The sequence below is a fragment of the Maridesulfovibrio sp. genome, assembly GCF_963677005.1.
GTDB lineage: Bacteria > Desulfobacterota > Desulfovibrionia > Desulfovibrionales > Desulfovibrionaceae > Maridesulfovibrio.
In genome coordinates this window covers 3,147,394-3,167,555 of record NZ_OY781616.1, presented here as the reverse complement: position 1 = coordinate 3,167,555, position 20,162 = coordinate 3,147,394, and the positions used below count along the sequence as shown (strand labels likewise).

Genomic DNA, 20,162 nt, shown 5'->3' with positions numbered 1-20,162 from the left:
TCCTTCTTTTGCTGAGTATTAGTTAACACCGAAACTCCTGACACCTTCATTCGCTCCCGAAGAAAACAATGCGGATAAGCATGAACACCCCGTTTAAGAGCCTGTCCGCAGCAATATTCTCTTCCGCCGGCCGAAGTATGAAACTCCGGACCAGAGCCTTATTTTATAGGTATCACAGCGTAACAATGATCACTTGAACAATAATGCCGCTCAACTTGAATTATCTTGCTATTTTTAATTATTTCTTGATTAAGAAGGAAATACTAAAAAATAACCACTATATTTTTGAAAAAAAGAATTTTTCAAGAAAGGTGTTCAATATACGATTTGGGATTCATCCCGAATTTCTTTCTGAAAACCCGGCTGAAATGACTTTGGTCGCTGAAATTCAACAGGTGCGCAATTTCCGTTATGGTGTTGCGCCCCTCATCCAGAAGCATGCGGGCCTTTTCAAGTCTCCTGGCAAGAAAAAACTGATAAGGCGTTGCGCCTGTATCTTCCTTGAATAACCGGGAAAAATAATATTTGCTCATCCCCACTTCGTGGGCCAGATCCTCAATGGTCAGATTTGAGCCGATATGCGCATCCATGTATTCCACTGCCCGTGTGAGCTGATCGCGGGACAGCCTGCGCCCCGATTCAGAGCCTGAATACGGCAGGCTGGAATAATTGGAAACATAGTGCACGGCCAGTGCCGTGGTCAGGGAATCGACAAACCGCAATCCGTTGGGGCCCCCTGCTTCAGCCTCAGCCGCAAGGGCCTCTATGAGTGCTTTCAGCCGCGAATCGTCCACACTTATTCCCGGACGAAAGGAAAGAGTCTTTCCCTGAAAAGCTCCGTCAACCGAATCCGCAATGCGGGACTGGTCCAATGCAACGTGAATGAACTCACGGGACCGGCCCCAGTCAAGACTCTTCACCGAAACCATCTGATTGGCAGGACGGATGTACAGCTGCCCCGGAACAGAAACCACACTGTATCTACTGCACTCATTGACGATATCAAGACTGCCCGGTTCTTCGGTCATCAATGAAAAACAATGAAAAGGCGCAGAACAGTCCTTTCTGTCAATGCGATGCACTCTTACCCGGCAAACAGCTATACCGTTCCAGTTAAGTCCTTCGCTTGAAGACAGCAGTTCGAAATTTTCCCCTTTTTCTTCAAAGGATTCATGAGATTTCCAAACTGAATACAAGTCCATTCCAACACCTGCCATGACCTGATCAGACTCCGATTTGTGCATGGATTCCATAGCGGCCTCCACTCTAATCAAACGATTGTTTTACTTATATGCTGCCATCCTAATTGCGTCCATCTCCCCCCGCTTGAACAATCGTGCTCAATTTGCGGTAAAAAACTGCTTTCCCGTGAACAACGCTCAGGTTGAAGACAAGAATATGCACTTTCCGGGATCAACGCTTCAACCAAACAGCTGAACTGTACATAGAGTAATGGTTAACATGCAGTTAAAAAAAGACAGGAACGTGACCATCAGACTCAACCTAGCAAAACACACTAAAATCCATCAAAAAAAGTGGCTGCCGTGGATACACGGCAGCCACCGGACTGCTGATAAAAAACGGATAATATCAACTGTTAAGATTCAAGCTGCGCAAGGGTTGTATCAAGCTGTGTTTCAAGGTTTGAATAGTAAGAAAGCATTTCATCCAGCGCGGCGTATTTTTCAGTAAGACGTGTTTCCAGCGCATCAAGCCGCGACTCTTCATAATAGATGTCGTTGTCCAGCTTGGTGGTCATGTCCTCGTAGCTCTGAATAAGAATGGGGATGCTTCCGCTTTCGGCATCAGAGAGAGAGGAAAGAAGGTCCGCAAGCTGGGAACACTTACCCTGCTTGACGGATACTGAATGGGAATATGATCCGTCAGTAAGATTGTTTATCTGCACGTAAAGGCCGTTGGCGTCACTGTCGCTCTGGGCCAGCAGGGTGTTCCCGGAAATCTTCATATCCACACCGTCAATCGTTGCGGATGTGATGACACCGCCGGACACGGTGTACTCTATATCGTAATCTCCGCCACCGGTAAGGCCGGAAATAGTGGATATGACCTGCATATCCGAAGAATCGCTTGAATACTCCCCGGACGCGGCAAAAAGTAAAGCCACGGCCTCGGGGTCTTCACTCAGGGCATCTTCCAGTTCATCGGAATCCAGCTCCAGCTGTCCGAAAGTTGATGACCCTTCTTCGCTGTCGGTACTGATGCCGATGGTGGAAAGCGAGGTGAAAAGGTCGCCTTCACCGGTATCGCTATCATAATATGCAAAGCCGAGCCCTGCGGAAGACAGAATGTTCTTGATCTGACTGTAGGCGATATCCAGGGTTGAGCCCTTGATATAAACGGAATCGTCATCATCGTCATCGTCGTCGGCAAGCACTCCGCTGAGGTCGAGAATGTCGTAGATCAGCTGATTCACATCAGTGATAAAAGACTCGATGACTTCGGTCATGGCATCGGTATCGTACGAAACGCCGATGGTTACGCCGTCGGAATCGGTGGTGGAACTCAGGGTCACAGTCATATTGTCTATGACATCATCGACCGAATTGGAGTCACGCTCCATCCAGGTGTCCTCACCCGAAGGATAACCGTCGATCTTTATCTGTGCATTCTGAGCCACCAGCGTATTGGTAAAATCGCTGCTTGCAAGCGTTCCGTCATCCCCGGTCAGGTTCATGCTCACTGTCACCGCATTGTCCGCACCGGTATCTTCCCCGGCCAGCTTGAGGTGATAGTTTTCACCGTCATAGACAAGTGATGCGGTAATCTTGTCATCACAATCAGGGTCGGAATTTATCTGATCAACCAATTCCTCAGCAGTGGTTCCGGCGGAAACGGATATGCTGATTTCCTCTCCGGCATAGGAAAGAGTGATGGTGGCGTTTGAGGTTGTCATTGAGGAATCGGTGGAGGTGATGTCGAAATCTTCCGCGATCCACACATCCTTCTGGGCTAGCTGGTTCACAACCAGATTATAGGTGCCGACCGCTGCACCGTCTTCCACTGCCACGGAAACCTCGTCACCGGAAACACTACCGGTGTAGCAGAGGAATTCGTCCATTTCGTCCATGCTCTGCAGCGTGGTTGTCAGCTCGATGATTTCTTCATCAAGGGCGGTAAGCAGATCAACTGCACTTTCGGCTTCCTCAAGGTCTTCCTCGTACTGGTCCAGCCGGTAGCTTTCAGCTTCCACTGTGGCATCAATCAGGTCCGTCCAGTCCGTGCCGTCGCCAAGACCGTCAATGGTAAAACTTCCGGAATTGGTATTGGAAACATAATTGCTTGTGGAAAGTGATCCTACTGCCATGACTGCCTCCTACAGATAATCAAGGATAGACATGCTTATGACCTGGGAAGTGGAGCTGAGAACGGCCTGATAGATATACTGTGCCTTGCTCAACTCGACCGTAAGGGCGGCGCTGTCCGCATCCTCTTCGTCACTTATCGCACTACTCACCCGCTCACGGGCGTATGAAAGACTGGTGCTGATGAAATCCGCCTTTTCCTCACGGGCCCCCACATTTGACGCCTCAACGGTCAACTGTACTTCACCGTCGCTGATGGATTCAATTGTCGAAGCTACTCCTTCCTCGTCACCGATCCAGAGATAGGCAATCGCATCGCTGATTGATTCGAAAAGATTCGAACCGGAGTAAGCCTCGCCGGTATCAGCATCCACCCCGCCGAAAATATCGCTGCCCACGGTGTTCACATCGATTTCCGTATTTTCACCGATATCTATGGACATGGCCTCGTCGGCACCCTTGTAGGACACGGAATTACGCACCACGAAACTGCTGCCGGTATCCTCGTCATCATCCCAGGCGGTTACGGATGTCCCGGTGCTCAAATCAACAGTCACGTCCCCGAAATCCATGGTATTGTCAGTGGACAGGATTGTTCCGGTAAGCCAGGTGCTTCCACCGTCAAGTGAATAGGTATAGTCAATGTCGTTGGTACCCACAGTTCCATCCGAGGTGAACTGGACAATTATCGGATCATCAAGATCTCCGGTGAAGGAAGAGAAATCGCTCTTTGCCGGAGAATCTCCAGTAATAGTAACACCGGGGACGTATTCGTAAGGAGAAGTATCGGTTGCCTCGCCGGAAAAGAGGTAATCGTCACCGGACTTGGAATTCGCTATCGCCAGCATGGAATCCTGATAGGCCATCATTGATTCGGCCATGGACTGCTGCTGATCGTCCGAATATGTTCCGGTAGACCCCTGCTCGGCCTGTTCCAGCACAGAACTCATCAGAGTGCTGGCTTCGCTCAGCAGACCGTCGGCTGTTCCAAGCAGCGAACCGGCCAGTTCGGCATTATTGTAATAGCTTTCCAGACTCTGATCGTAACTGCGCAGATTGACTACGTTGCCCATACCTGCCGGATCGTCCGAAGGAGCGTTCAGCTTCTTCTGGGATGACGTCTGGTTCGAAACCTCGGTATAATCGCTCAGCGACTTGCTTATGCTGGCAATGGTCTGCGAATAAATCTGGGAAGTGCTGATTCTCATGATGCCCCCTAGACGATGTCCAAAATGCTGTCGATCATTTCACGGGTGACCTCTATAATCTGGCATGCAGCCTGATACTGCTGCTGATATTTGGTCAGATTTATCAATTCTTCATCCACGTTGACTCCGCTGCCGGATTCCTGAAGATCGTAATAAAGTTCTGCCGTGGTGGTATCACAGGTAACCTGCGTTTCCGCTGTGGACGCCGCTGCACCCACCTCGGCAACCAGAGCGGCCAGATATTCGGTAAGGGATGTATCCGTGGCAGAGACTCCCTCACCTATTGATACGGTCTCACTCAGCAAATCGTTTATGGCCTCGGCAGTTTCATTGCTTCCGGAACTGACTGTGCCGTCGTCGGCATCGACCACCCCGGCATTGATATGAGACGTATCACTCGACACATAGGAGTTTATGGAAATATCCTCGGCAGTACTGCCTTCAAAAAAGGTGTTGATCCCGAGCGCGGCCAGAATTCCTGAAGTGTCCTCACCGAATTCGAAGGTAGTGTCCGTGGCGGCCTGTATTTCCAGTTCTCCATCGGAATTGACCGATGCGGTGAGCGATCCGGAAAAAGCCGTATTGATTGCGGAAACGATGGTATCCAGGGAATCTGTTGCCGGGTCCACCGAAATGCTTGCATTGGAAGCCAGGTTTCCGTCGGCATCATAAGTATAGATGGAAAACTCGCCGGAAGTGATCTTGTCCTCATAAACCAGTCCGCAGTTGGAAAGGGCTGCGGTCTGGTCGTCAACACTGTAAGTCCCTTCCACTGCGCTATGGGCCTCAAGTCCGGCCCCCTGCGAATGTGCGGAGTTGACTTCCCAGATCAGGGCTTCGGTGTAATCGTCGAGTTCGTCTGAAAGCGGTTCGATGTAGTCGTCACGAACCTTGAACAGACCGGCGAGAGAACCGCTGGTGGTGCGGTTGTTGACATCCGAACCGCTATCGTCGGTCATGGGAGTTATGTTTACCAGACCACCGCTGGAATTTTCCCAGTAAAGACCGGTCTTGGCGACCACGGTATAACGGTCGCCAACGGTGTGGTCGGTGGTTCCTCCGGAAAAGGAGATTTCAACACCGGCTATGGTCACGGCATTATCGGAATCATCGGCAGTGTAAAGCAGGGTGTTTCCGTTCTCGTCCTCTTCCCAGGTCTCTCCGCCATCCAGAGAAACCTTGAACTGGGCTGTTCCGTCCGCACCTGAAGAAACAAATTCTATCAGTATTTCTTCACTGGAAGTACCCGAAAACTCAATATCACCGTCATAAGTAGAGGTGGGCTGCAGAGATTCAGTAGAACGAGCGGAGGAGTATACCAGACTGTGAGTTTCGGTTCCCTCAACCAGCGGCTGACCGGATTCCGTATATATCTTGGTTGTTCCGTCACTGGAGGTTATGACTTCCACACCAATAATTTCATCAAGTTCCCTTATGGCCTGATCCCTGCTTGATATAAGCTCGGTATTGTCAGGCGAAGCGGCAATCTGTTCGTTGAGCAGCGCGATCGAATCTATGAGCTCGTTGGCGGTGGCAACCTGATCCACGATCTCCGAACTGACAGCATCGGACATATCCTCAAGGTCGGAAGCGATCGAGTTCAAGGAGTAGACCAGCGACTCAGCCTCGCCCAGAAGCGCTTCACGCTCTGCAAGGGAATCGGGATAGGTTGAAAGATCGCTCCAGGCACTGAGGAATTCATCCTGCGCCGCGGCAAGACCTTCGTCCTCGCTCTGGTTGAATATGGAATCAAGCTGGGAAAGGTAGTCGCTCACTGCCGTGCTGGAAGCAAGATCGGCGGAAGCGGAGAGGTACTGTTTCTCAACAAAGCTGTTCCAGTTTGTCTCAAGGGAGACGTCCGCACCGGTGCCGAGGCTGTTCCCGGAAACGGAAATACTGCTGGTGCTGGAATAGGTGGTGGTAACACTCTGGTAGCCTTCGGTCTCGGAGTTGGCGATATTGTTACTCGCCGTATTGATCGAGATCTGGGCATTGGCCAGGGCCGTTTTACCTATATTGAGAGCATTGCTGAGTGACATCTGGTCCTCCGGTTTCCCTTCAGGCTGCTATTAACGCTTCAGCCCTATGGCCGTCTGCAGCAGGTCGTCCGCAGTGGTTACAACCTTACTGTTGGCCTGATACGCGGACTGGATAATGATCAGTTCGGTCATCTGGGAAGCGAGATCCACGTTGGAAGCTTCCAGTGCATTTGAAACAACAGAACCGAACCCGGCCGAACCGGCTGTACCGATGATGGCCTCCCCGGATTCCGTGGTGGCCCGGTACAGGTTGCTGCCCTCGGCCTCCAGCCCGGATTCATTGATGAAGTCCGCAAGCCCGAGCTGGTAGAGTTCAACTGACTGGCCGTTGGAGTAGCTGCCGATGATTATGCCGTTTTCGTCCACGCTTACTGATTCCAGTGAACCGGTGGCGTAACCGTCCTGAGAAACGGTATATGTTGCGGAGGAGCTGTCGCTGTAGCTGGTAGTCGCGCTGTTTTCCAGCGTGTAGTCGCTGAAACTCGGCAGCGCGGAGTAGCTGGTGGAGGCGGTTATGTCGCCGAGGGTGTTGATACCCGAAGTGGTCCAGGTGGAATCATCGCTGGACATACCGAAACTGATGGCCACATCCTGCCCGTCGGAACTTCCGGTAAAGTTCATGTTGACTTCCGGGTAGCCCTCATCACTCAGGTCGGCCAGCCCCCAGTTGGAGGCGTCCTTGACATCGGTTGAAGCGGTAGCATTGGAAAGAGTGAAAGCGGTCATGGAGATCATCTGGCCTTCGGAGTTGAAGGTCAGTGTTCCGACCATGGCCAGACCGGCGCCGCTGGTGGTATTCAGGGAAACACCGTCGGAACCGGTGCGCTGATCATCCTCGGCTTCATAGGCGGCGACATATTCCCAGACGATGTTACCGTCCGCGTCCACATCCACAGGGTCCATGTAGACGGTAAGGTCGTGGGCGGAACCGTTTTCATCATAAATGGTGATGGTGGTGGAGTAGCTGTACTGTGAATCATCCAAGGGAGGATTTTCGGTTCCATCATAAAGTTCGAACAGAGAAGTATACGGATTGGAGGTCACGGCCTCGTCAGTGCTCTGAGAGTCCAGGTTCATGGTAAGCTGAATCTCTGAGGTAGCCTTCGGAGGAGACTGGGACTGGTCAAGCTGGATGGAGGTAAGTGAACCGGAAGCGGAACCGTCCTCAATTTCCCAACCCTGAACCCTGTTTCCATAAGTATCCACAAGATAGCCGTCGGTATCGAAATCGAAGTTACCCGCACGGGTATAGAAAGTGTTGTTTGTATCCGGATCGATAACTATGAAATATCCGTCACCGTTCAGGGCAACGTTGGTGGAGATACTCGAATCCTCGTACGAGCCCTGAGTATAGTCGGTATTTATGGTTGCCACGCCCGCACCGTTACCTACCTGATCACCGCCGCTGCCGGTGGTGATGGAAGAGTAGAACAGGTCCTCGAAAACCGTAGTGGAACTTTTGTAGGCAATGGTTGAAGAGTTGGCGAGGTTGTTGGAAACAACCGATGTTGCCTGGGAGTTTACATTCAACCCTGATATGCCGGTGTACATGGAACTGGTGATACCCATTTTATTTCTCCTCTTTGCTTAAAAATTTAGGATGTGAAGGAGACTTCAGTCAGATCGACTTCACGCCCGTCTTCAAGTGTCAGGGTTGTGTTTCCGGAATCGTCCTGCTCCACAGCAGTGATGGTCCCGGCTGATTTGACCGTTACGTCCAGGGAGTCGCCATTCTCATCGTAGGCAACAACTGCCGCTGTATATGTGCCGTCCGAATCAATGTCGGCCTTGGCCATGATCTGGGCACCGGTAATTTCCGTCTCTCCGGACTCGATATCGGTGAAATAGATGGTGTCGACGATATTGCCGTCCGAGTCGTAAATGTTAATGCCCAGTGTGGCGGCGTCTTCATCCAGCTCCACGGTGATGTCCGTTGCCTCGCCGTCTTCCACCTCTATGACTCCGCCCTCGGCCATTACGTCCTGACCTATGTATCCGGAGGTACTCAGTGCCGAGAGAGCGGAAAGCTGGTTGATGATCGTTTCCAGGTTTTCATTCTGGGCAACATCCTGTTCAAGCATGGAATAATTGGTCATCTGGTTGATCATTTCCGTGTTATCAACAGGGTTTGTGGGGTCCTGATATTCAAGCTGCGTAGTGAGCAGGGTCAGGAAATCCACCTGATCCAGAGTGGAACTGCTGGAACTGGTCGTGGTAGACGTGCTGGTGGAATCGGTTGCAGTGTAGGTACTGACGCCTTCAATGGTCATGATATGACCCTCCTCTCTCTGGTAACGCCGAAATGACGGCGGAGTTTGTTGATTGCCTGGTGCTTGAGGCAACGGACTGTACGAGCGGTTATTCCGAGCTGTTCTGCTACTTCAACCGCCTTTAAGTCGCCCCAGAAAATCATTCTGATAACTTCACTCTGACGCTTTGAGAGCAGCCCTTCAGGCATTGAAAAACTTATTTTTGAATTTTCAGGCTCAGAGACATCTTCCATATCATCTACATTAATATATATGCGCCGGTTCTTTCTCATATAATCTACGGCAACAGACCTGCTGATGATATACAGCCATGTTTTAAGAGAACTTTTTTCAGATGAATATTTTTCTATATATCCATTCTTAATAACCTTGAATGCTATTTCCTGAAAAACTTCATCAACATCACTTGATGATATGTTTGTGTACTTAGTTCTAAGAAACTTACTAACAACATTTTTTATGAGCATAGAATTTTCTTTAAAGAAATTATCTGTGTCATATGCGTATTTGTCTTCAATATTTCTTTCAAAATAAGTATTCATAATGCCTCCTGCTGTATCTAATTCAGCAACCGGCATTCCATACAATATTAAAATACAAAAACAATGAATTCAGAATAGATCAGATTGTATTAACAATTTATGGGTATGATTAAGAACAGCTTTGCATAGGAGAGATAAAATTAACCTTTCTTGACAAAAAGAGCTTTAAAACCAGTTCATTGTAGGAATAAAAATCCACACCCGGCAGAAGAGGCAACATTTGCCGTAGATCCGAATCCTGAAAACAAAGGAAAATGGAACTGTTTACCGGCAGCTTCTTCCAATAACATTAAGAATCTGAAGGTTGGTAACGCGATAAAAAAAAGGACCCGGAAAACCGGGCCCTTTGCTTCTGATTTCACAGAATGAGGTGGTGTGCTTGCTAGCCGCCGATGAGCGAAAGTGCCATCTGCGGCAGGGAGTTGGCCTGAGCCAGCATGGAGACTGCAGACTGGGTAATGATCTGCTGCTTGGAGTAGTTGGTCATCTCGGTAGCAACATCAACATCAGAAATCTGCGATTCAGCGGCGGAAAGGTTTTCGGCCTGAATTTCGAGGTTGGATATGGTGGCTTCCAGCCTGTTCTGCACGGCGCCGAGGTTTGCGCGAATCTTATCCTTGGAAATAATGGCCGCGTCCAATGCAGCAAGAGATTCCTGAGCGGCCTCCTGAGTGGATACTGTGTAGCCTGCATTTACCGTGCTCTGGTTACCTACCCCGAGAGCGGATGCGGTGCAGTTGCCGATAGCGATATCATATTTATCTTCAGCGCTGTCGTTACCGGTTCCGAAATGGATGGTCATAGCGCTGGAACCGGAAAGGTTTCCGTTAAGCAGGTAGATTCCGTTAAAATCGGTGGCACTGGCGATACGGGTGATTTCCGAAGCCATGGCCTGATACTCCTGGTCGATGAGTGCGCGCTGATCCGAAGTATAGGTACCGGTTGCGGCCTGTTCAGCGAGTTCCTTCATGCGAATGAGCTTTTCATCCACAACTGAAAGAGCGCCGTCAGCGGTCTGGATCATGGAAATACCGTCATTGGCGTTACGCACACCCTGATTCAGAGTGGAAACGTCCGAACGCATGAGTTCGCGCACAGCCAGCCCGGCGGCATCATCGGCAGCCGTGTTGATGCGCAGACCGGATGACATTTTCTCCGTGGACGAACCAAGAGCCTGGTAGGCATCGTTAAGGTGACGGGCTGCGGAATTGGCCATAGTGTTGTTGTTGATTACCAAAGACATAAAAACCTCCGTGTTGCTTTATCTTCCTTGCGGACATTACATTGTCGAACAAATAGAATCGGTCTAAAACAACACTGTTGTTGCAACACACACTCCAAACAACATTAACTAATCAATGCGATATATTCAGAATAAAAAATTTATGGCACACAAAATATTAATTTAGGCAAGTCAACGTAAAGACTGTTGGGATAAAACACATATTTCTTAATAAAATAATCTGATTTTTACGGCTGAAACAAGGCAGAAGACAGATTTTTGAATTGTGGGAAGATCTTTCCATACAGCTCATGGAAAATATTGCTTGCAGAACATTGCAATCAATAAAACAGCAAGAATTAAAACGTGTTACCAACGCCTTTGCCCGTAACCCCGGATTTACACAGCCCCTATTAATCAATGAAGACAGAATCGGATCGTCCAAAAAAATGTCACGCATAACCGCCGGACCGCAACTATTACCCCCAAAAAAGCATAACAAAAAAGGCCCGGAAACCCGGGCCTTCGTAATTGCGGCACTTGCCAGTATCTTTGGTATGAATTAGCCGATAAGGGACAGGGCCATCTGCGGCAGAGAGTTCGCCTGAGCCAGCATTGAAACCGCGGACTGAGTGATGATCTGCTGCTTGGAGTAGTTGGTCATTTCGGTTGCAACATCAACGTCTGAAATCTGCGATTCCGCTGCAGAAAGGTTTTCGGACTGTATTTCAAGGTTGGAGATGGTTGCTTCAAGCCTGTTTTCGGTAGCACCGAGGTTGGCGCGGATCTTATCCTTGGAAACAATGGCTGCGTCGATTGCGCCAAGCGCGTTCTGAGCAGCTTCCTGGGTTGAAACGGTATAACCGGCATTTACCGTGCTCTGGTTACCTACGCCGAGAGCGGATGCGGTGCAGCAACCGATCTCTACGGTGTACTTGTCCTCGGCGCTGTCGTTACCGGTTCCGAAGTGAATGGTCATCGCGCTGCTGCCGGAAAGGTTTCCGTTGAGCAGATAGATTCCGTTGAAGTCGGTGGCACTGGCGATACGGGTAATTTCCGAAGCCATGGCCTGATACTCCTGGTCGATAAGCGCACGCTGATCTGAAGTATAGGTACCGGTTGCGGCCTGTTCGGCAAGTTCCTTCATGCGGATGAGCTTTTCATCCACAACCGAAAGAGCGCCGTCAGCGGTCTGAATCATGGAAATACCGTCGTTTGCGTTACGCACACCCTGATTGAGAGTGGAAACGTCCGAACGCATGAGTTCGCGCACGGCCAAGCCGGCGGCGTCGTCAGAAGCGGAGTTGATGCGCAGCCCCGAAGACATCTTTTCTGTGGACGAGCCAAGAGCCTGGTAGGCATCATTAAGATGGCGGGCGGCGGAATTTGCCATGGTGTTGGTGTTGATTACTAAAGACATAAAAACCTCCGTGTTTTTTCGTACATCCTTGCACTGAAGACAGCCGACCGATTCAACTGTCTTTGCCTGCTTATACGAAACGGAGGCATGAAACGTTTAGGAATGCATTTTCATTCCCTTTGCCGCAGAAGACATTGCAACGGATAAAAAAGAACTCATCTTTATAGTTCTTAATGTTCTTAACAAACTTTTACACTAAACTTTTTTGCTTATTTCTTCTGAACACATAGTATAAAACTCAGGAGAACAGTTATGAACAAAATACTTCTTATCGACGATGACCCGGATATGGGGGAACTTCTTTCCACCTATCTGGACGGCGAAGGGTACAGCCTGGTTCATGCCTGCACGGCCAAAGAAGGACTCAAGGTTATCGGAAGCGATGACTTCGACCTTGTTCTTCTGGATATCGTGCTGCCGGACATCAGCGGGCTGAACGTGCTTGAAAAAATCAGAATGGATTCCACCATTCCGGTGATAATGCTCACCGGCAAGGGAGATGAGGTTGACCGGGTCGTCGGCCTTGAAATGGGTGCGGACGACTACATCTGCAAACCGTTTCCCCTGCGGGAACTTCTGGCCAGAATGCGGGCCTCCCTGCGCCGGTGCGCCATGGATGGACAATCCAGAACCGTAACCCCCGCGTCCCGAGGAAAACTGAGCATCGGTGAACTTGAAATCAATCTCGACTCCCACTCCATCATGGTCCGTGGAATAGAGACCCACTTCACCGCAGCAGAATTCAGCATCATTGAACACCTGGCCACAAGTTGCGGAAAACTTGTTGAAAGGGATGAGCTGATGGAGACAGCACTCGGAAGGACAGTGGACTTCGACGACTATGTCCTTAACGTCCACATGAGCAACCTGCGCCGCAAAATAGGCGATTCGGTTTCAATTAAAACCATCCGCGGACGCGGATACATGATGACTGCCAGACCCCAGGCTAACGCATGATCGTAACGCGGCAGGCAGTTGCAGCCCTCTTTCTCTCTCTTCTGGTCCTATGGGCCGGACTCTCACCTTGTTTTGCAGGGGACAGGGAAGTCTCCTCCGAACTTGAAAATCTCGATCTTGAAGACCTGCTCCAGGTCGAAATGGTTTCCCCCTCGGAACGCAAGCAATCCCTTGAACACATCGCCGGTTCATACACTATTCTCACCGAGGAGGACATAAAACGCAGCGGGGCCACCTCCGTGCCCGAAGCCCTGCGCACAGTACCCGGAGTTCTGGTTACCAGAACGGATACCGACAAATGGGCCATCGGCGTGCGCGGTTTTTCCGGAACATTCAACAGTAAACAGCTCATACTTGTCGACAACCGTCCCCTCACCTCTCCTTATTTCAACGGGGTTATCTGGTCCAGCCAGGATCTGCCCATCCAGATGGTCAAACGCATTGAGATCGTGCGCGGGCCATGGACCAGCCTCTGGGGGTCCGAATCTTTCAACGGTGTCATCAACATCATCACCAAGTCCTCCATGGAAATGCAGGGCACCAGAAGCGTGACCACTGCCGGTACGAACGGAGTCAGCCAGTATCTGCGCCACGGCGGCAGAATTTCCGGCAACGGCACCATGGCTGTCTATGCCAACGGAGGATATGAACCCGGACAGAACTACCGTATCCGCGGCCGGACGGAAAAAGGCTCCAGAGACTGGAAAACCGCATCCGGCGGGTTCAGGACCGACTGGCTGAATGCCTACACCGACCAGCTTTCCCTCCAGGGACAGATCGCCGACTCGGCCATCTCGGAAAAATCTCCTCCGGGAAACCGTTTTTCCGCCAACACGGACAAGCATGACTACAGCGGATACGCCCAACTCCTCTGGGACAGAAAAACCGGCGTAAATTCCGGCATGCAGTTCCGCAGTTCGTTTACCAGGACCTCCACCACCATTGAAGACATGGAGACGGTCTCAAACTCCCTTGAAGCGGAGTTTGTCTATTCCACCGAACAGTTTGAAGGCCACCTGATGACCTTCGGCCTCGGCAGCAGATATTTCTGGGATTCATTTGAACAGGGCGAAAGGGTGTCGGTGACAAACGACAACATCTACCGTCTTGAACTGAGCGGTTTTGCCAAGGACCGCATAGCCCTTATTGATGACAGACTTTTCCTGACTCTGGGCCTGAAACTGGACTACTCCGAGAACAGGGACCTCGCCCCGCAACCGACCGCCCGTCTGCTCTACACTGAAGACGATGAAGAATACTGGCTGGCCGTTTCCTATGCCAATCGGGAACCGGGCTACTGGATACGCGAGGGCAGCTATCGGGTCAGAATCAAAGACAAGGAATACATCCTAAATACATCCGGCAATCTCAATACGGAAAAGCTGACTTCTTTCGAAGCAGGCTACCGCAAGCTCTTCAGCGAAACCCTCAAGCTGGACCTGTCCTTTTATTTCAACAGCTATGACCAGTTGATCACCCTGTCCTATGATGAAGACACATCAACCGCCACACCGGCCAGCGCCCTGTGCGGACTGACCTACGGAACAGAGATAGCTGTGGACTGGCAGCCCTTCAGTTTCCTGACCCTGCGCCCGTCCATCGACCTGTCCAACCAGGATTTTTCCAATTTCGATCCCAACGTGCCGGGCTTCTCCCCTCCGCTGAACAGCCCAATGTACAACCTGAAATTGCAGGCACTGATAAACCTGAGCAGCAACTGGCAATTCGACATCTTCACCTCCTACCTGAACTCACTGGACGACAGGGACATTTCCACCGGGTTCGGTCTGGACGCACGTCTGGCCTGGACCCCCCTTGAAAACGTTTCCCTGGAACTTATCGGTTCCAACCTGCTGACCACGATCAATGACGGCGACTTCGCCCCCACCGATCCGTCATGCGCGCTGAGGCTGACATGGGATTTCTGATAAACCATAAGCTGCTGACGATTATACTTGTCGTCCTTTTTATGGTAGGTTCCCTTCCATGTGAATCGGCCTGCGCCAAAACGGATCAGCCGGTACAAAAGCATACTCTGCGGGCCACTCAGCCACAGTTGCAGGCCCTGTTCATAAAAAAGATAACCAAATATGTGCTCGGTCCGGACAAACGCAGAATATCCGAAGAACGTCCGGTAACCGTGGCCGCAGTCAGTCCCCGCCCCATGGCCCGCTTTTTCAACCGTCCGGAGGAATTCGAACTGGTCCGCTGGCCGGCCGATTGCCAGGTGCTGTTTCTGGACGGAGATAATATGAGGGTGATTGCCGCGATCCTGAAAAAAATAAAGGGGCTTCCTATTCTCACCATCGGCAGCAGCCCGGAATTCCTGAGCATGGGCGGCATGATAAACCTTGTGGAATCAGGTTCCAGATTCAAGCTGCAGGTCAACGTCTGCGCAGCCAGACAGGCCGGGCTGACCATAAGCTCCAAACTGCTCAACCTCTCCGAAGTATACTGTGGAGAAAAGTCTCAATGACGGGATACCGCAACAGTCTCGGACGCAAGGTAAGCGTTGCCATTCTGGGTACGACCATTGCCGCGCTGGTCATATCCATAACCCTTATTGTAGCCTCGTTTTTTCATTCTTACCGGCAGGCCACCATCCAGAAAGCAAACGGGCTGGCTCAGGTGCTGGTCACCTCCATAGCTCCCGCGCTGGATTTCAACGATCCGGACGCGGCAACAGAAGTGCTTGATTCCCTGCATCTCGTACGCAATGCGGCCGGAGCCACCGTCTTTACCGCCGACGGCAAAGTCTTTGCCGGATACGGAAAAAAAAACACAACCCTGCCGGAAGATATTGAGCATCCGAGGATTGAGCTTAACGAATTCAGCATAGTCCAGCCGATTGAATCAGGCGGTGAGAGGCTTGGCTACCTGCTCATGGACCTCCGTTTTGCCGACCAGCTTGACTGGCTGTACCAGAACATCATCTCCTCGACCGCTATCCTTATCGGAGTCGCGGCCATCTGCATTCTGGCCACCAACCGGTTCCGCAGAAAAATTACCGCTCCTATCGGTCAGCTTACCGATGCAGTTCGCGACATTTCCAAAAGCAAGGACTACTCCAAAAGGGTTTCATACCGCAGTGACGATGAAATCGGCTATCTGGTCAGCGAATTCAACTCCATGCTGGCAAAAATCGAAAAACGAGATGTCTGGCTGACCACACACAGGGAAATGCTGGAAAACATCGTTGCCCAGCGCACCATGCAGTTGCGCTCCAAACAGGCGGAACTGGAGAACAAGAACAAACTGCTGGTCAACGAAATACATGAGCGGCGCACTGCGGAAATGATTAGAGATGAAGTGGAAAGGATCAACCGCCACGACCTCAAATCCTCGCTCAACCTCGTAATCGGCTATCCGGAACTGCTCCTGAACGGAGAACCGCTTACCCCGGATCAGCGCAAATACATAAAGCGCATTGCCGCAGCAGGTTACCGCATGCTCGACATGATCCAGTTTCATCTGGATATGTTCAAGATGGAGCAGGGAATCTACAGGCTTAAAACCATGCAGGTGGACCTTGTGGACCTTTTGACCTTTCTTGAAGAAGAAATGGCCCTGCTGCTCAACCAGTCGGGAGTGCAGCTTTCCATCATGCTGGACGGACGGGAAATAGAAGGAATGGAAGAAATCTTCATCACCGGTGAAGGCATGCTGCTGCGGACCATGTTCCGCAACCTGATCAAGAATGCGGTGGAAGCCTCCAACAGCGGCGACATTGTCACCATCTCCATTCTCAGCGGACCGCCTGTGTCCGTTTCAGTCAGAAACACCATGACTGTTCCAGAAGAAATCCGCGAACGTTTTTTCGACAAGTACGTGACCAAGGGCAAGGAAGACGGCACAGGACTTGGAACATATTCCGCAAAACTTATAGCCAACACCCACGAAGCCCTGATCAACATGAGAACCGCTGAAGAATTCGGCACCGAAGTCACTACCACTTTCAAAGAAGAAGGAAATGCCGCCTAGGCACTATTTAATGTGCTTTGCGTTTCGGAAAAACAATATAAGGCACCAGACTTAAATTGAAATCCGAAGACTGCCCCGGAATTCACCTCCCTGTTTATAAAAGTATAAACGATTGCACATTTGAAACGTTTGTTATAACTGGTCTACTATACAAATAAAATGGAGGCCGTTATGAAACGAATATTTACCACAATCCTATTTCTTGTACTAAGCTTCACACACCATGCTTATGCCCAGTCGTCTTTTATCCCGCAGGGCAGCGCGATTGCTTCAAATCTTCAATTTTATTACCAAAGCGATAACGGCTATACAAATCCAACCCTTTTTCTTACAAACATTTCAAATGTTCCGATCCAATGTAGGGTAACGTTTTATGATCATGACGGAAATGAACTAACCCGATATGCGAGAACTCAAACAGGTGGAATTAATAGTTGGACTACTGTCAATACCGGGACAACCGATTTCGAAATCCCTGCCAAAGGGTCACGCAGACACGGCCTGATGCCGAACGGAAAAATTTTTGCTATCGTACATGCCACTGTTGAGTGGATGTCCGAGGCTGATCCAAAATTGAGAAAGGCCCTTGTCGGCGGAGCTGATATCCACCGTAGAGATTATGGAGGAGGATTGTCCTATTCACACGCCAAAATTATGATCAATAACGGCGAACCGTTCTAAAAACAATGGACTCCTTCCCGGACAACGATAGTTGAAGGAAGGAGTCCATTAAATTTACACTCGTTCTCAAAACGAAGAAAAGCAGGAACGGCATCAATTACCAGCAGCACGCATCACACTCGTCCCGCCATTCTCATTCTACCATCGCCATGGACATATCCAGAACAACGGAATACGAGGACTCCGTTTCTTCTACATCAAACTTCCAGCCGAGGCAGTCCGTAAGGTCCTGAATAAGCATCAGCCCCAGCCCGAAGCTGTCGGACCCACCATCGGAAATGTTCGGCACCAGATCATTGCGGACACTCAGCACCCCTTTTGAAAAATCAACCCGGACTTCTCCTTCGTAGGTATGCTGAAAGGCATTACGGATAATATTGCTCCAGACTATGCGCACCAGACTTTCCGATGCGATAATCCTGCCCGGCTCCATCGCCGTTTCCAGTTGGACATCCTTGTTGGCGAGAAGATATGAATTGTCCTCAATGATTGCGGACAGCACGGTATTCACGGAGATGATCTGACGAGGAAGCTCCCCGGCATCCTTCCTACCTACCCAGAGAAAGGTGGACATGAGTTCCTTCATGTTGTTGACGGCCTTTCTCATTCCGTCCAGAGGTCGTTTGTATCTTTCATCCTGTCCGGCTCCGAGACGGCACAGCCAGTCCATATTTGTCTGCATCACCGCAACGGGAGTACGCAGCTCATGGCTGGCATTGCGCAGAAAACGCTGCTCGCGCTGAACTCCCTGCAGCAACCGGCGCATGTTCTTCTGGAAAAGCTCCGCCAGCCTGTTGAGTTCCGTATATTCAAAATCCCCGACAGGATCGTCAACATTGTCCTTATCCAGATGAAAGGCCCAGTCGGTCAGCCGCATGACCAGCTTGCCGATTCTCCTGATCATGTAAACGGCCACAAGGATAATGGCCAGAAAGGAAAGAATTCCGGCCGCAATGGTGTAGTAGAGAATACCGTGCTCAACGGAACTGATGGGCTCAAACTTGTCCGCATGGCCGAGGCTGTAGACGAAATAAAGTATCTTGCCGTCTGAACGCTGAAAGGAAAGAACAAAACTGAGTCTGCTCATTTTTTCCTTGTCCGGTATGACCAGATAGAAATCTCCGGCCCCGAACTCGGAAGGGGCTATCTCCTGCCTTATTTCCGCAGGCAGATCAGCATACTTTTCAATTGTGGTGAAGTTGGCGGCTTCGGGATACTTGGCCTCCTTATCCTTCGCGTATGCTTCGGCATAAGCGGCAGCCTCCAGTTCCAGCCGGTGCTGCACGGAAAGCATCAATCCCTTTTCAAAATAAAAATTAACCAGAATCGAGTATGATATGACCAGCAGGGAACACGCGATAAGCGTAAAAAAAATAACCAGCTTCATTATACTCTGGTTACTGCTCATCTCCGCCCTCCTGTTCCAGAACAATGCCCACCCCCGGCAGAGTGCGGATCATCGGAGAAAAAGGAGGAGCATCGACTTTCTTGCGGAGCTTGTTCAGATAGACCTTCAAAAGGGACTGTGAAGGAACACTGTCCCCCCACACAGCCTGCTCCAGACTGTTTCTTGAAACAACCCTAGGGCTGTTGAGAGCCAGTTCCTCCAGAATTTTCCATTCCGTCGGGGTAAGCAGCAACGGCTGCCCCTCACGCACGGCCTCGTGCGTATCCAGATTCATGACCAGCCCGCCGACCTCCAGTGTCCTGACCTGACGGCTGCGCCTTCTGGACAGGGCTCTTATGCGGAGCAGCAGTTCTTCCATGTCAAACGGTTTGGTCAGGTAATCGTCCGTCCCGGCATTGAATCCTGCGGTCTTGTCGTCCAGAGAGCCGAGCGCGGTAAGCATCAGGACCGGTGTATCAACAGCTTTTTTGCGCAGCCTCTCGCACAGACCTATTCCGTCAAGACGTGGAAGCATGACGTCCACCAGAAGCACATCGTAGTCATTGGCAACAGCAAGCTCAAGCCCCTGCAGTCCGTTGGACGCATGGTCGCAGACAATCCCTTCCAGCTCCAGAAAACCGGCAACCGCTGCGGCAAGGTCGTAATCGTCTTCCACCAGAAGAACTGTGATACTCATCATTTCCCCCTGCCGATTTGATGCGCTTCGCGATTGTGACAGTTCGATTTCGCCGCCGAAGGCATTATTACAAAATATCCGGACTAAAACTTTTCGGCAATGGAGGCGCGGCCTTTGTGATACCTGTGCCCCCCGTCCCCCTGACCGGCCCCGAAGACGCAGCAGATAAATGTCAGGACAACAACCAGCGCAAGAGCTGCTCGCGCATCATTTCCAGTACAGTATTTTATCAGGGCCTTCCAGTTTACCGCAATATGAAACGCGCTAAAAATAATGAAAGCCAGACCAAGCCAGTTATGAATTCCTTTCAGCCCCGGAATGCTGATATGAAAAAGCATCAGAAGTCCTGTGAAGGCCACCGGGACAAAGGTAAAAGCCAGTACAGGGGAAAGAAACGAACGTTCGGCTATCTTTTCAAGCATAATGACTCCTTTG

Annotated in this window: 18 protein-coding genes; 6 read left to right on the top strand and 12 right to left on the bottom strand. The window is 50.6% G+C overall.

What is annotated here, in order from left to right:
• Positions 1-302 precede the first annotated feature (302 nt).
• The 8 genes from ACKU4E_RS14040 to ACKU4E_RS14005 form a co-directional block, all read right to left on the bottom strand.
• A complete protein-coding gene (locus tag ACKU4E_RS14040) occupies positions 303-1,253 on the bottom strand; it encodes an AraC family transcriptional regulator (RefSeq protein ID WP_320171707.1) in 951 nt (316 codons plus the stop codon).
• Between the two features lie 344 nt (positions 1,254-1,597).
• Positions 1,598-3,325, bottom strand: coding sequence for a flagellar filament capping protein FliD (gene fliD, locus ACKU4E_RS14035; protein WP_320171706.1), 1,728 nt, complete (start codon positions 3,323-3,325; stop codon positions 1,598-1,600).
• A 9-nt stretch (positions 3,326-3,334) separates the two neighbouring features.
• Positions 3,335-4,531 (bottom strand): flagellar hook-associated protein FlgL, encoded by a 1,197-nt coding sequence (gene flgL / locus ACKU4E_RS14030; RefSeq protein WP_320171705.1) that lies wholly within the window; start codon positions 4,529-4,531, stop codon positions 3,335-3,337.
• Positions 4,532-4,539: 8 nt separating this feature from the next.
• The gene (locus tag ACKU4E_RS14025; RefSeq protein ID WP_320171704.1) at positions 4,540-6,570 is read right to left on the bottom strand and encodes a FlgK family flagellar hook-associated protein; all 2,031 of its coding nucleotides are present in this window, start codon (positions 6,568-6,570) and stop codon (positions 4,540-4,542) included.
• 30 nt (positions 6,571-6,600) lie between these two features.
• Positions 6,601-8,139: a flagellar hook protein FlgE gene (locus ACKU4E_RS14020; RefSeq protein ID WP_320171703.1), complete on the bottom strand. Its 1,539-nt coding sequence runs from the start codon at positions 8,137-8,139 to the stop codon at positions 6,601-6,603.
• 26 nt (positions 8,140-8,165) lie between these two features.
• The gene (locus ACKU4E_RS14015; protein ID WP_320171702.1) at positions 8,166-8,840 is read right to left on the bottom strand and encodes a flagellar hook capping FlgD N-terminal domain-containing protein; all 675 of its coding nucleotides are present in this window, start codon (positions 8,838-8,840) and stop codon (positions 8,166-8,168) included.
• Entirely contained in the window at positions 8,837-9,382 is a 546-nt protein-coding gene (locus ACKU4E_RS14010; protein ID WP_320171701.1) for a sigma-70 family RNA polymerase sigma factor, read from the bottom strand. Before ACKU4E_RS14010 ends, ACKU4E_RS14015 begins: the two co-directional genes overlap by 4 nt.
• Before the next feature lie 382 nt (positions 9,383-9,764).
• Positions 9,765-10,625 carry a flagellin gene (locus ACKU4E_RS14005; protein WP_320171700.1) on the bottom strand — a complete coding sequence of 287 codons (861 nt, stop codon included), beginning with the start codon at positions 10,623-10,625 and terminating at the stop codon, positions 9,765-9,767.
• Positions 10,626-10,888: 263 nt separating this feature from the next.
• Between ACKU4E_RS14005 and ACKU4E_RS14000 the strand changes: the two genes are divergently transcribed.
• Positions 10,889-11,170, top strand: coding sequence for a hypothetical protein (locus tag ACKU4E_RS14000; RefSeq protein ID WP_320171699.1), 282 nt, complete (start codon positions 10,889-10,891; stop codon positions 11,168-11,170).
• Here ACKU4E_RS14000 and ACKU4E_RS13995 read toward each other — a convergent pair.
• Positions 11,167-12,024 carry a flagellin gene (locus ACKU4E_RS13995; protein ID WP_320171698.1) on the bottom strand — a complete coding sequence of 286 codons (858 nt, stop codon included), beginning with the start codon at positions 12,022-12,024 and terminating at the stop codon, positions 11,167-11,169. The two genes, ACKU4E_RS14000 and ACKU4E_RS13995, sit on opposite strands and share 4 nt — an antisense overlap.
• A gap of 252 nt (positions 12,025-12,276) precedes the next feature.
• Between ACKU4E_RS13995 and ACKU4E_RS13990 the strand changes: the two genes are divergently transcribed.
• The 5 genes from ACKU4E_RS13990 (at position 12,277) to ACKU4E_RS13970 (ending at position 17,643) form a co-directional block, all read left to right on the top strand.
• Positions 12,277-12,981, top strand: coding sequence for a response regulator transcription factor (locus ACKU4E_RS13990; protein WP_320171697.1), 705 nt, complete (start codon positions 12,277-12,279; stop codon positions 12,979-12,981).
• Positions 12,978-14,909, top strand: coding sequence for a TonB-dependent receptor plug domain-containing protein (locus ACKU4E_RS13985; RefSeq protein ID WP_320171696.1), 1,932 nt, complete (start codon positions 12,978-12,980; stop codon positions 14,907-14,909). Before ACKU4E_RS13990 ends, ACKU4E_RS13985 begins: the two co-directional genes overlap by 4 nt.
• On the top strand, positions 14,897-15,457 hold the full coding sequence (locus tag ACKU4E_RS13980) for a YfiR family protein (RefSeq protein ID WP_320171695.1): 561 nt from the start codon (positions 14,897-14,899) through the stop codon (positions 15,455-15,457). Before ACKU4E_RS13985 ends, ACKU4E_RS13980 begins: the two co-directional genes overlap by 13 nt.
• A complete protein-coding gene (locus ACKU4E_RS13975; protein WP_320171694.1) occupies positions 15,454-16,962 on the top strand; it encodes a CHASE sensor domain-containing protein in 1,509 nt (502 codons plus the stop codon). Before ACKU4E_RS13980 ends, ACKU4E_RS13975 begins: the two co-directional genes overlap by 4 nt.
• 171 nt (positions 16,963-17,133) lie before the next feature.
• A complete protein-coding gene (locus ACKU4E_RS13970; RefSeq protein ID WP_320171693.1) occupies positions 17,134-17,643 on the top strand; it encodes a hypothetical protein in 510 nt (169 codons plus the stop codon).
• Between the two features lie 133 nt (positions 17,644-17,776).
• Here ACKU4E_RS13970 and ACKU4E_RS13965 read toward each other — a convergent pair whose 3' ends face one another.
• The 3 genes from ACKU4E_RS13965 to ACKU4E_RS13955 form a co-directional block, all read right to left on the bottom strand.
• Positions 17,777-19,051: a HAMP domain-containing sensor histidine kinase gene (locus ACKU4E_RS13965; RefSeq protein ID WP_320171692.1), complete on the bottom strand. Its 1,275-nt coding sequence runs from the start codon at positions 19,049-19,051 to the stop codon at positions 17,777-17,779.
• The gene (locus ACKU4E_RS13960) at positions 19,041-19,727 is read right to left on the bottom strand and encodes a response regulator transcription factor (protein ID WP_320171691.1); all 687 of its coding nucleotides are present in this window, start codon (positions 19,725-19,727) and stop codon (positions 19,041-19,043) included. The genes ACKU4E_RS13965 and ACKU4E_RS13960 overlap by 11 nt, the downstream gene beginning before the upstream one ends.
• A gap of 83 nt (positions 19,728-19,810) precedes the next feature.
• The gene (locus ACKU4E_RS13955) at positions 19,811-20,149 is read right to left on the bottom strand and encodes a DUF4405 domain-containing protein (RefSeq protein WP_320171690.1); all 339 of its coding nucleotides are present in this window, start codon (positions 20,147-20,149) and stop codon (positions 19,811-19,813) included.
• Positions 20,150-20,162 lie beyond the last annotated feature (13 nt).

What these genes read in the sequence shown, in the direction of transcription:
- ACKU4E_RS14040 (WP_320171707.1), bottom strand. Translation starts at nt 1,253, where the DNA reads ATGGAATCCATGCACAAATCGGAGTCTGATCAGGTCATGGCAGGTGTT.
- fliD (WP_320171706.1), bottom strand. Translation starts at nt 3,325, where the DNA reads ATGGCAGTAGGATCACTTTCCACAAGCAATTATGTTTCCAATACCAAT.
- flgL (WP_320171705.1), bottom strand. Translation starts at nt 4,531, where the DNA reads ATGAGAATCAGCACTTCCCAGATTTATTCGCAGACCATTGCCAGCATA.
- ACKU4E_RS14025 (WP_320171704.1), bottom strand. Translation starts at nt 6,570, where the DNA reads ATGTCACTCAGCAATGCTCTCAATATAGGTAAAACGGCCCTGGCCAAT.
- ACKU4E_RS14020 (WP_320171703.1), bottom strand. Translation starts at nt 8,139, where the DNA reads ATGGGTATCACCAGTTCCATGTACACCGGCATATCAGGGTTGAATGTA.
- ACKU4E_RS14015 (WP_320171702.1), bottom strand. Translation starts at nt 8,840, where the DNA reads ATGACCATTGAAGGCGTCAGTACCTACACTGCAACCGATTCCACCAGC.
- ACKU4E_RS14010 (WP_320171701.1), bottom strand. Translation starts at nt 9,382, where the DNA reads ATGAATACTTATTTTGAAAGAAATATTGAAGACAAATACGCATATGAC.
- ACKU4E_RS14005 (WP_320171700.1), bottom strand. Translation starts at nt 10,625, where the DNA reads ATGTCTTTGGTAATCAACAACAACACTATGGCCAATTCCGCAGCCCGT.
- ACKU4E_RS13995 (WP_320171698.1), bottom strand. Translation starts at nt 12,024, where the DNA reads ATGTCTTTAGTAATCAACACCAACACCATGGCAAATTCCGCCGCCCGC.
- ACKU4E_RS13990 (WP_320171697.1), top strand. Translation starts at nt 12,277, where the DNA reads ATGAACAAAATACTTCTTATCGACGATGACCCGGATATGGGGGAACTT.
- ACKU4E_RS13985 (WP_320171696.1), top strand. Translation starts at nt 12,978, where the DNA reads ATGATCGTAACGCGGCAGGCAGTTGCAGCCCTCTTTCTCTCTCTTCTG.
- ACKU4E_RS13980 (WP_320171695.1), top strand. Translation starts at nt 14,897, where the DNA reads ATGGGATTTCTGATAAACCATAAGCTGCTGACGATTATACTTGTCGTC.
- ACKU4E_RS13975 (WP_320171694.1), top strand. Translation starts at nt 15,454, where the DNA reads ATGACGGGATACCGCAACAGTCTCGGACGCAAGGTAAGCGTTGCCATT.
- ACKU4E_RS13970 (WP_320171693.1), top strand. Translation starts at nt 17,134, where the DNA reads ATGAAACGAATATTTACCACAATCCTATTTCTTGTACTAAGCTTCACA.
- ACKU4E_RS13965 (WP_320171692.1), bottom strand. Translation starts at nt 19,051, where the DNA reads ATGAGCAGTAACCAGAGTATAATGAAGCTGGTTATTTTTTTTACGCTT.
- ACKU4E_RS13960 (WP_320171691.1), bottom strand. Translation starts at nt 19,727, where the DNA reads ATGAGTATCACAGTTCTTCTGGTGGAAGACGATTACGACCTTGCCGCA.
- ACKU4E_RS13955 (WP_320171690.1), bottom strand. Translation starts at nt 20,149, where the DNA reads ATGCTTGAAAAGATAGCCGAACGTTCGTTTCTTTCCCCTGTACTGGCT.